General features: G+C 58.2%; 7 protein-coding genes. 1 reads left to right on the forward strand and 6 read right to left on the reverse strand.

Annotated elements, in window-relative coordinates:
- Positions 1-15 precede the first annotated feature (15 nt).
- Positions 16-1,647 (forward strand): alpha-D-glucose phosphate-specific phosphoglucomutase, encoded by a 1,632-nt coding sequence (locus tag BOA8489_RS06605; RefSeq protein ID WP_093973216.1) that lies wholly within the window; start codon positions 16-18, stop codon positions 1,645-1,647.
- Positions 1,648-1,824: 177 nt separating this feature from the next.
- On the opposite strand, the gene rlmH is transcribed toward BOA8489_RS06605, so the two are convergent.
- From rlmH to BOA8489_RS06635, 6 genes are all read right to left on the reverse strand, one after another.
- Entirely contained in the window at positions 1,825-2,292 is a 468-nt protein-coding gene (gene rlmH, locus BOA8489_RS06610; RefSeq protein WP_093973217.1) for a 23S rRNA (pseudouridine(1915)-N(3))-methyltransferase RlmH, read from the reverse strand.
- A gap of 11 nt (positions 2,293-2,303) precedes the next feature.
- Positions 2,304-2,675 carry a ribosome silencing factor gene (gene rsfS / locus BOA8489_RS06615; protein WP_093973218.1) on the reverse strand — a complete coding sequence of 124 codons (372 nt, stop codon included), beginning with the start codon at positions 2,673-2,675 and terminating at the stop codon, positions 2,304-2,306.
- Positions 2,676-2,833: 158 nt separating this feature from the next.
- Complete coding sequence (locus BOA8489_RS06620; protein WP_093973219.1) at positions 2,834-7,135, reverse strand: translocation/assembly module TamB domain-containing protein; 4,302 nt, start codon at positions 7,133-7,135, stop codon at positions 2,834-2,836.
- A complete protein-coding gene (locus BOA8489_RS06625; protein WP_176440221.1) occupies positions 7,135-8,928 on the reverse strand; it encodes an autotransporter assembly complex protein TamA in 1,794 nt (597 codons plus the stop codon). Before BOA8489_RS06625 ends, BOA8489_RS06620 begins: the two co-directional genes overlap by 1 nt.
- A 60-nt stretch (positions 8,929-8,988) precedes the next feature.
- On the reverse strand, positions 8,989-10,308 hold the full coding sequence (locus tag BOA8489_RS06630) for a mechanosensitive ion channel family protein (RefSeq protein ID WP_370807161.1): 1,320 nt from the start codon (positions 10,306-10,308) through the stop codon (positions 8,989-8,991).
- A 46-nt stretch (positions 10,309-10,354) separates the two neighbouring features.
- Positions 10,355-10,831 carry a DM13 domain-containing protein gene (locus BOA8489_RS06635; RefSeq protein ID WP_093973221.1) on the reverse strand — a complete coding sequence of 159 codons (477 nt, stop codon included), beginning with the start codon at positions 10,829-10,831 and terminating at the stop codon, positions 10,355-10,357.
- Positions 10,832-10,916: the final 85 nt, after the last annotated feature.

The raw sequence follows: 10,916 nt of genomic DNA on the forward strand, positions 1-10,916 counted from the left end.
TGGGGGAGATCTAGGATGGAAAAGAGAACAGTTGCGACGCAACCAATTGGAGGGCAAAAGCCCGGAACGTCCGGACTGCGAAAAAAGACCAAGGTCTTCATGGGGCCGCATTACCTCGAGAATTTTGTTCAGTCCATTTGGGCCGGTATTGGCGGTGCCGCGGGCAAGAGTTTCGTGCTGGGTGGGGACGGACGTTATTTCAACGAACAGGCTGCGCAGGTCATCTTGCGAATGGCGGCAGCGAGTGGTGCCAAGAAGATCATCGTCGGTCAAAACGCGCTGCTTTCTACGCCCGCGGCATCGCATCTCATTCGCAAACGCAAGACCGATGGCGGGATCATCATGTCGGCCAGTCATAACCCCGGCGGCATCGACGAGGACTTTGGCGTAAAATTCAATATCGCGAATGGTGGCCCGGCGCCCGAAGAAGTCACGAATCGCATGTTCGAGGCGACAAAAACGGTGACATCCTACGAAATCTTGGAAACGCAGGACGTGGATTTGTCGACCCTTGGCACGCGTGATCTGGGCGGTATGGAAGTCGAGGTCGTTGATCCAGTCGAGTACTATGCCGAATTGATGGAAGAGCTGTTCGATTTCCAGAAGATTCGGGATTTGTTCGCGGGCGGTTTCACGATGAAATTCGACGCCATGCATGCGGTAACCGGACCCTATGCCCACGAAATCCTCGAACGTCGCTTGGGGGCCGCGTCGGGAACGGTGCTGAATGGAATACCGAAACCTGACTTCGGGGGCGGCCATCCTGATCCAAATCCGATTTGGGCAAAGCCATTGGTTGATCTGGTCATGGGTCCGGACGCTCCGGACTTTGCAGCCGCCTCGGACGGTGACGGCGATCGCAACATGATCCTCGGACGCGGGATTTATGTCACGCCGTCCGACAGTCTGGCGGTGCTTGCCGCAAATGCGCAGCTTGCGCCGGGATACGCTGGCGGGCTGGCGGGAGTCGCACGCTCGATGCCGACGTCGCGCGCTGTGGATTTAGTGGCACAAGCGAAAGGACTTGAGTGTTTCGAGACGCCGACTGGCTGGAAGTTCTTCGGGAACCTTCTCGACGCTGGTCGCGCTACCCTTTGTGGCGAAGAAAGCGCAGGCACGGGGAGCGATCATGTACGGGAAAAAGATGGTCTTTGGGCTGTGCTGCTTTGGCTTAATATCCTCGCGGAAACGCGAGTTTCGGTTAAGGAGCTCATGAGTCGCCACTGGGAGACATACGGCCGCAATTACTACTCACGGCATGATTATGAAGCTGTCGATGCATCGAGGGCGGAGGCGATGATGAATGCATTGCTTGGCAAACTCGCCGATTTACCCGGCGCGAAGTTTGGCGTGGGGGTTGTGGAAAGTGCGGATGAATTTGCATATGATGATCCCATCGACAAGTCGCGCTCCGAACATCAAGGAATCCGGATCATCTTCGAAGGCGGCAGCAGGATTGTGTTCCGCCTTTCGGGAACGGGTACTGTGGGAGCTACGTTGCGGGTTTATCTTGAGACCTATGAAAGCAATCCGGAAAGAATCCACGAAAGTGCGGATGCGGCGCTGTCCGGTATCATATCAGCCGCCGAAGAAATCGCAGGGATTCGTGCAGCAACTGGCAGAATGCAACCGGATGTGAAGACGTGATATGCGGTGTTGCAGAATAGGGGGCCAGCCCCCTCGCTTCGCTCACCCCCGGGATACTTTCCCCAAAAAGAAAGGAAAGTTTGAATCAAATTTTTCCTTCTTTTTGGCAGCAGTATCCCGGGGAGCTCGAGGGGCGGAGCCCCTCGTCAGTGGGAGGATTTCAATCGGTTTTCGTTTTCAAGAGCGGTGGTAGGGGTTGCCGGCGAGAATAGACGAAGCGCGGTAAAGTTGTTCGGCCAGCATGACGCGCACTAGCATATGCGGCCAGACCATTTTGCCAAAGCTGAGGCTTGTGTCCGCCCGTCTACGAAGACCGGGGTCAATTCCATCTGCGCCGCCAATGACAAATACCGGTTCGCTCTCGCCCTCATCCCGCCATTGGGCGATTATCTGTGCGAGATCCGGGGAGGAGATCACTTTTCCGCGTTCGTCGAGCGTGCAGATTGGAGAACAGGGTCCGATTGCTTTTTCAAGCTGCTTGGCCTCGGCCGACATTCCGCTTTTTTTAGCCTCTACTTCGTGAATCGAAATCGGACCCAGGCCCAGATTCCGGCCGGTTTTGTCAAATCGATCCAGATAATCCTGAATGAGCAGTTGCTCGGGGCCGGGCCGCAGCCGCCCGACTGCTGCGATGCGCAGTTTCATTGCCCGCTAGGTCATGCCGGTGATGACGACGGGCCACCGGGTGTCAGCCACATTTTTTCCAGTTGATAGAACTCGCGCACTTCCGGTCGAAAGACGTGGACAATGATATCCCCGGTATCGATCAAGACCCAATCGCCAGTGTCCTTGCCCTCGATCTTTGAGAGGCGACCGTGATCTTGCTTCAGGGTATCAACCAGATGATCTGCGATAGCGGCAACTTGGCGGGTGGATCGCCCCGAAGCAACGACCATATAGTCCGCAATAGCGGATTTTCCGCGAAGGTCGATCGTGACGATTTCCTCCGCCTTGTCGTCTTCCAGCGATATGAGAATTTCGGCGAGCAAAGCTTCGCTCGACAGTGAAGCGGATTTGGCGGCTTTCATGCGGCCGGTTCCGCTTGCGGTCGGTTCACGGACCGCGTCGTGGACGTTTGACAGGACATTGTCCTCCTTGAATGACGCCAGAACATGGGCGCAAGCTGTGCCCGTATAGCAAACATAACACCACGGAAAGCCATTTCCAAGATTGGCGTGGCAAAGGCTCAGTAATCCCGTTCGAAGAAAACGCCGATACTCGAGTCTCCATCGGTCGCGGCGGAGCCTTTCAGGGTAATCGACTCGTTCAGATCCAGGTTCAAATTTAGTTCCGTATCGCCAGTCGCGGTTACGGTCACGTCGGTGTAGATATTCTCGCCAATGTAGGCGCCTGCGCGGACTGCTGCGTTGCCGTCTTCGTCGCTGGTGACATCGAAATCGGCAAGACCGACGCCTTGGCGGACATTGGAAATGATCCCTTCGCCGCCTTGCCCTGCCAGGGTTCGCACCGCAAGTGCCAGACGGCCCGCCTGAATCGGTGAAAGGTTTTGGAGTTCGCGGCCAAACAGAAGCCGGGCAAGGACTTCTTCCTGCGGCAGTTCGGGGTCTGACGTGAAGGTGATCTCCGGGTTGTTCGCTGGACCGGCCACGATGACCGCCACACTGACATCATCCGCGTCCGTCGTGGCCCGAATACGAAGCACCGGAATGAACGAGCCCTGGATGGTTACTGTTGCTTCTTCCAGAGCCAGTCGCTGTCCCAGAATATCGAGACGTCCCCGAATGAGATTAAATGCGCCTTGTGGCACGACATCTGCAGTGGTGCCGGTGATGCGCAGTGCCCCACCGAATTCACTGTCGAGACCACGGCCCCGGATGAAAATGCGGTTCGGCGATGAGATGGCGATGTCCAGCGGAAATGCTGGACCAGACTCGGCACGTGTATCGTCGGTGCTTTGCAAAAGACCGGCCCGGCCTCTGGTTCCGCGCACCGGTGGGGGTTCATTTATGTGGATGATCTCCGGGATGGCGCCTGCACCCCCGAAACCGGATGATGGAATGCGGATGTTGGTTTCCCCAAGTTCGAGGTTGCCCGCGATGCGCGCTCCACCGGAAAGCGCACCATTGATGGACACCGTGCCGCTGATCTCGGTTTCGTAGAGTTGTGGATCGCTCAGAACGACATCAATCAGCCGGATATCGAGGTCTGCGTTGCGTTCCCCGTTCAGCGCAAGCTGGCCTTCAACACCGAGGCGTCCGCCCGTTGAGACATTTGCCACCGCCGACACGCTGGCGTTTGCATTGGCCAGCGTCACATTCAGGTTGGTATTGTCCAGCGTGATCCCAAGGGCTGGTGCAACGAGGCGTGCATCCGCACTTGAGAGTCGACCCGACAGGCTCTCCAACGCTGGCGCTCCCTCAAGGCGCAGATCAAATCCAATGTCCCCGGCAAGGGACCGTGGTGCAAGAAAGCGATTGAGCAATCCAAGCGGTGCTGAACCGGTGATCCCGAGAGACATCTGCGACGCATCAATAGCCGTATCGCCCGCGATTGCTGCTCGCGCGCCACCGGGGCCTGTGGCGTCGAGGTCTACGGCCAGTCTGGCGTCTTCCGCTTGCGTGATGGTGCCATCGATAGTCGCGGCACCGGAAAACCCGGGTACGAAAGGAGCGACATTGGCCAGACTCGCATCGAGTGCGATGGCGCTGCCAACCGGCCCAAGTTCGCCTTCGGCAGTGACGGAAACAAGGTCGCTTGCGATGCGCGCAGTATCGATCCGGATTGCAGCACCGTCGCGCGCTGCCTTGATTTCCGCCGAGAGCGCGCCAGCCAGAGCCGCATCAAGTTCGCTTATGCCGGTGGTCACGTTCGCCCCGCTCAGGGTCGCGTCGATATCGAAGCGTGCGAGGTCCGCGGTTGCCCGTCCGCTTGCCTCGAATTTGAGTGATCCTGAAAGGCGTCGGTTTGCGATTTCCGAAAAGACCGAGAGATCAGAAAGTGCACCATCGACGGCGGCTTGAATTTCGGGTGTCGGGCCTGTGGGGTCACTTATTGTGCCATTTGACGCAAGCGCGATTGCCTGGCTGTTTGTCTTTACTTCAAAGCCCCAATTGTCGCCATCGCGCGTGGTCTGCGCTTCGAATTCGAATGGGCCCGATGGTGCGCCGGTCAGGATGGTTGCAAGATCGGTGATGCGTCCGGAGACATCGAATGTACCTGCGGTTGCTGACAGTGTGCCATCCGCAAAAACATTTGCAGCGGGGCCGTTGATTGAGCTTTGGCGGACGGTCACGACCTGATTGGCGACCGCGACATCGGCAATGATCGCAACTTCGCCGGTCAAAAGTGCGTCTGCCTGATCCTGACCGATTTTTAGATCGGTTGCTGCGCCGTCGAGGTTCAGCGTGATCCGGCTTAGGTCGGCCGCGACTTCGGTGCTGAATCGGGTATCTATGGAGCCCGACAAAGGGCGTTGGGCCAAGTCCGCGAAATCGGCAAGGTCATCGGCGACGAGGCGTCCGTTTGCCGCGATGACGGGCGTCTTGAAGACGTCGACTGCCGTGCCCGTGGCGGTCAGAGTCGTCCGTTGAAATCCGCTGTCCAGCGCCCATTCCCAGCGACCGTCGACCTCGGCGGCATTTGCAGTCAGGCGGACCGGACCGCTGACTTGTGGTAAAATCAACGCGGCGTCTGCAAGTCTTGCATCCAGTTCAATCTCGGAGGCCGCTGTGCGCAACAGGGCGCGGCCAGTGATTACGGCGTTGGGTGACGACAGGCGTTCGACGTTCAGGAAGGTGCCATTTGTGCTGCGACGCGCGCTGAGGGCGAGGCTGACCTCGCCTGCCAGAATGCGGTCAGCTTGCGGTTCGCTGACGACCAAATCGCGCGTTGCGCCTTCAGCGTCGATTTCGAAAAAGCCTGCCAGAGGCTCAACCCGGAATTTTGTTGTCAACTCGGCAGCGCCGCCCAGCGTGCGTTGGGCGATGCCTGAAAAGGCTGCCAGTTGCGTGGCGCGGACGCTTGCTTCACCGGTGATTTCCGGGCCGCTGTCCGTGAAATCAATATCTGCATTTCCTGTCAGTCCGTAGCTTTCACCGCTCACAGCAAGATTGCTGAGTTGAAGTGCCTCGCCACTTGTCCAGTCGATGTCGAGTTGCCCGGTGACCTCTTCGCCCAGTGCTTGTTCCGCATCCGGATTGCCAAGATCAAGAGCAGTCGCGGCAAAGCGGAGATTGGCGCTTACGCCTTGAGGGGCATCGCGGGTGATTTGGCCAGCTCCGTTCAAAGACAGCGATTTGGCCGAAAAGCCCGGGCGGTTGAGGCCGCTGATCTCAAATGCTCCGGTCCACAAATCGTCTTCGGCCGCATCAAACGAGACATCGAGATCAACGCGGTCGACCCTTGTTTCCGGGCCGGAAATCGGCAAGAGCACTGCCCCGCCCTGAGAGTTGGAAATTTGGCCTGCGACAGCGATCTTCAGTGGCAAACCGCCCGGCGCAAGCGATACACGTCCGTCCAATGAAAGGCTGTCTGCGGATATCGAGAGGTCACTGATGTCGGTGCGACCGTCCGCGAAGGTTGTCACATTCGCGGTCAACGCGGTGTTTGGGCCGAAGAAGGGCTGATACTCGGTGTTGAAAAGCGGGGCGATATCACCGCGCAGGTCGACGCGAGTGATCCGCGTGATGTCGCCGCTGTCTTGGGGGGATGTAGTGCTGATGCGCCCTGTCAGGCGATCTTCGCCGTCAGTCGCCAGTTGGATATCGGCAGCGAAATCCGAAAGCGGGGCATTGCCCTGGATTGAAAAACCTATCGGAGGTCGTCCGGGCAGGCTCATGAGGTTGGCAACGATCCCGTCCGCTGCTTCGGAAAGTGTCAAATCAAGCGCCAGGACTTCTGTCGCGTTGCTATAGCTTGCATCCAGCGCCAACTGACCGTCACCGTTCAGCCGGGTGATGCCAAGCTGGGCAGAGCCCTCGCCGTCGGCGAGGCGGAAACCACCCGCGAGCGAGGCGATTGTCTCGGTACCGAAGACCGGGGCGCCGATTTCAACGCGGTTTGCGCTTAGAGCTTTGATCGCGATTGAAACTGGCAGTTCGGGCAGACTGAAGCCGGAGGCTTCGGGTGCCGGACCCGTGTCTGCCGCGGGGATTGGCAGGCGCGACAATGAAATACTTTCGGCCGAAAGCTCGGCGACTTCGACGCGGCCCCGCAAAAGCGCGCCCCTGTTCCAGTCCAGCACGACATTCGACAACGATAGCCAGACGCCATCCGTGTCGGAGACCGTGAAGGTATCGAGCGTCGCCCTACCGCCAAGCGCCCCTTCGAATCCGGTGATCTCGACATCGCGGCCTTCGCCCGACAGGTTGTCTTCGATCAGTCGTTCCAGAAACCCGCCGGGGTCTTCGGTTACACTTTCGCTTTCGGAACCAACGAAAATGCGGTCGAACAAGCTACGGCTTTCCTGAGCGAAGATCGGGGTGGAAAAAAGGGACAGGGCAATGAGGGGAGCGAGGATTTTCCTCATCAGAATGCCTGCCCGATACCGACGTAGATGTAGATATTTGATGCATCCGCCGATCCGCTGACAGGGGTCGCCAGATCAAGCCGGATGGGGCCGATGCCCGTATTGTAGCGTAGCCCCAGACCCGCACCGGCATGCGTATCGCCGCCATCTGTAAAGCTCTCGGCGGCTACAAACCCCCAGTCATAAAATCCGACCATGGTAATGTTATCCGTAACCCGCACGCGCGCTTCGCCCGAAATGCCTGCAAAGCTGCGCCCGCCGGTTCGGTCGCCATTGATGTCGACGGCAAGCGATTGATAGTCTTGGCCGCGGACTGTTCCGCCGCCACCGGAGTAGAACCGGTAAAAAGGCGGGCTTTCCGTAAGGGCCGGTCCGACGAGTGATCCAAGTTGCAAGCGCAGGGCTGCTGTCACCGGGATGTTTTCGCCAAAGGTGCGATAGCCACGCGCATCAAACTTGAGCTGTGCTCCGCTTTCGGTGTCACCGAAACCATAAAACGGTGTGGCTTCGGCCTTGAAGAAGACGCCTTTGGTCGGATCAAGCAGATCGTCACGGCGGTCTCGCGTTGCACTGAGGGGCAATGTCAGGAGCGAGTAGGTTTCGTTTCCAAAATCGTCATCAACTTCGGAGTAGAGATATCCCAGACCAAAGGTGACGATCAGATCATCCGCCGCATAGCGCGTAAATCCCAGAGTAAACTCGCCGGTTCTGGATTTGAAATCGGGCTCTTCCAGGCGCTCAAAGCCGATCTCGGCAAAAAGATCGACGTCCGCGCGCGGTGTGGCCGGTCTTTCGTAGCGAACGTCAACTCCATAGTCGATGCCGCCCGTTTCACCCCCGATCCCAGCGACCTCGGTGTCGACGCGAAAACGTTCCGCGCCGCCGAGGAAGTTCCGGTGAAGCCAGAATCCTGTCAGGCGAACGCCGTCGATTGTGCTGTATTCTGCACCGAACCCGAAGCGGCGCGGAGTTTGTTCCGCCACTTCGATTGTCAGCGGCAGCCTGCCGTCCGGAGTTGCCACGTCACTTTCGTTGATCACGACAGACCGGAAACTTCCTGTTCTGCGCAGGCGGCGTTCCGCGCGATCGATTTCGTCGGGATCGAAGCGCTGCCCGGGTGTCAGACCTGCGATAGTGTCGATGCGACGTGATCTGACTTCGGAATTCCCTTTGATCGAGACTTCACCGAACGCCAGAACCGGACCGGGCGAGACTGCGACCTTGGCAGAGACGCGGTTTTCGTCATGGCGCGCGATGATCTGCTGTCCGCCGATCTCGGCCAGCGCGTTGCCATTGCTGCGCCAACCGTCAACCGCTGCGCCGGCTGCATCTCGGATGGCGCCTGTACTGGCGATCGCGCCGCGACGAAATTCTTCGGGCAGTTCCGTCTGCGCGGCGAGAGGGCCAATGTTGGCTTCGGAAAACCGATAGATCGGACCTAGGTCGATCCGGAGAGATATTTCATCGATTCGCTCGGGGGATTCGAGCGGCGGAATAAGCGCAGCTTCGCGGCCATCGACTGTTATCGAAATAACGCTGCCGTAATAACCGGCGTCATAGAGGACCGCGAGGAGACGTTCGTAATCCGCGCGGGCTGCGGCGAGTAACTCCTGTGTGTCGGTGGTGCCGTCGCGTTCCGCCTGAAGGATCAGCGAGGACGAGATCAGGCTGTTCCGCACGGCTTCGCTTGAGGGTGAGAACACCGCGCTGATGTTTGTTTCTGCGCAGGCCAAACCTGTCGTCGCCAGAAGCCCCGCAAACGCAATCGTCTTTACTCGACGTAAAAAATACAACCTGACCCCCAAAACGCCTCAAAGTATTAAATATAGCTTTCGCAAATCAAAGAACAGGCTTCAGTCGGAACTCGCGGGAACTTGATGGTCGTTCAGCATGCGAACTTCGCGCTGTGGGAAGGGGATGGAGATGTCGTTGGAATGGAATGTATCCCAAAGGGCGAGATAGACGTTGCCGCGGATATTCGTCAAACCGCCTGTCGGATCGGTGATCCAGAAACGCAGGATATAGTCGACGGAATTGTCTCCGAATCCGGTGATATGGCAAACCGGCGGCTTTACCGAGAGCACGCGCTCGACGCCGGCAGCCGCTTCGATAGCGAGTTTGCGCACCTTGTGAGGGTCATCTTTGTAAGAAGTCCCAAAGTGGATATCGAGGCGCACGAAATCGTTTGAATGCGACCAGTTGACCACCTGACCGGTGATGAGATCCTCGTTCGGGATCAGGTATTCTCGGCCATCGCGTGTTGTGATGGAGACATACCGCGCACCGAGCGCGTTGATCCAGCCGAAGGTGTCGCCGATCGAGATGACGTCCCCCGGCTTGATCGACTTGTCGAGCAGGATAATGACGCCCGAAACGAGGTTCGAGACGACTTTTTGCAGACCGAAACCAAGGCCCACACCGATGGCGCCGGACAGCACTGCGAGGCCCGTGAGGTCAACACCAACAACTTTCAATCCGATGAAGAACGCCGCACCGAACAGTAGAACCTGCAGGAACTTCACCGCCAGAACCTTCATGGACGGCGAAATTTCGCTGTTGGCGTGGATGCGCTCGGACGCGGTTGAGGTTGCAACGCGGGCGAACGTGAACAGTATTCCGATGGCGATCAGGGCTTGCAGAACTGTCAGGAGTGACAGCCGCATGTCGCCGAAAGAGAACGCAAGGCTGTCGAGGAAGTTCGAGATTTCATCGACGATCCCAAGGTAATAGAGCGTCACGTAGATCCACAAAAACCAGGTAACGACTTGTCGCAAAAAGGAATTTCGGACAAGTCTGGCAGCGAACCCGACGAGCAATATCGCGACGCTGATTGTCCCGACCAGTTCAAGCAGGAACCTTCGCGACAGGAAAGGTGTGATCTCTGCCATGATTGCGGCAGCTATCCATATCAGCATGGCGAAAATGATCAGTCCGAGCCGCCGGTGGAGCACGACAAGCACGCGCAGTTGCCATTTGGGGCGACCGGTCAGGGTGCGGATCCATTCGTGGAATATTGGCTTGATCCAGCGGGTCAGACCCCAAGCCAGCAGCGCGCACAGGACGAGGATACCGATCTGCCATAGTCTTGACGGCAACAGCAGCAGGGAGCCTTGCGCCATTGCCTGCTGCCAAAGGTCATTGAACTGATCGGTAAGGCTGTCGAGTTGCTCCATTCCGTCAGGATGCACGCTGTGGTGGTGCGCTACAAGGCTGCATCTTTCAGGAAGGGGGGCTCAGTGCCGCGGGAGAGAACAGAACGCCAAACTGCTCGCACCAGATGACGACGGATTGGAAATCGGCAATGTTGACGTCGGCGGGGACCGAATAGGCCTGATCGCCGATATTGCCTTTCAATTGCCCAAGGCCAACCCACGGGTTGTCGGCCACATCCGAAGACGATGCAGGGTCAGGGTGTGCCGAGAGCCAGACTTCCAGATCAGGGCCGTTCGTGACCTGAAACTCGGACAGTTGGATTTCGTGCCCGCCGCCCGGCAGAGCAACCAAAGTCGCGATGCCCTGACCCTGATGCGCGCGGTCTGCATCCCGGAAAGTGCCGGATGCGACGACCTCAGCTTCGGTAAGGGACTCGACGACGACCTCGTCAAACAAAAGCGGCGAAAACGCATACCACAGAAAGGCACCGGCTGGCACACCGACAAGGGCGCCGAAAATGAATGTCGCGAGTGTTTTCTTCATGGTGTCGCTCCTGATTGGGAGAGAGTGTGCTATGCCTGCCGCGCTGCTGTCGAGCCCTAACTTTCGTCAGCGCGATGAAAGGGGC

It is taken from the genome of Boseongicola aestuarii (assembly GCF_900184815.1).
In the GTDB taxonomy this organism is placed as follows: Bacteria; Pseudomonadota; Alphaproteobacteria; order Rhodobacterales; family Rhodobacteraceae; genus Boseongicola; species Boseongicola aestuarii.

Excerpts from the sequence above, each read along its gene's own strand:
- BOA8489_RS06605 (WP_093973216.1), top strand. The coding sequence starts at position 16 with ATGGAAAAGAGAACAGTTGCGACGCAACCAATTGGAGGGCAAAAGCCC.
- rlmH (WP_093973217.1), bottom strand. The coding sequence starts at position 2,292 with ATGAAACTGCGCATCGCAGCAGTCGGGCGGCTGCGGCCCGGCCCCGAG.
- rsfS (WP_093973218.1), bottom strand. The coding sequence starts at position 2,675 with ATGAAAGCCGCCAAATCCGCTTCACTGTCGAGCGAAGCTTTGCTCGCC.
- BOA8489_RS06620 (WP_093973219.1), bottom strand. The coding sequence starts at position 7,135 with ATGAGGAAAATCCTCGCTCCCCTCATTGCCCTGTCCCTTTTTTCCACC.
- BOA8489_RS06630 (WP_370807161.1), bottom strand. The coding sequence starts at position 10,308 with ATGGAGCAACTCGACAGCCTTACCGATCAGTTCAATGACCTTTGGCAG.
- BOA8489_RS06635 (WP_093973221.1), bottom strand. The coding sequence starts at position 10,831 with ATGAAGAAAACACTCGCGACATTCATTTTCGGCGCCCTTGTCGGTGTG.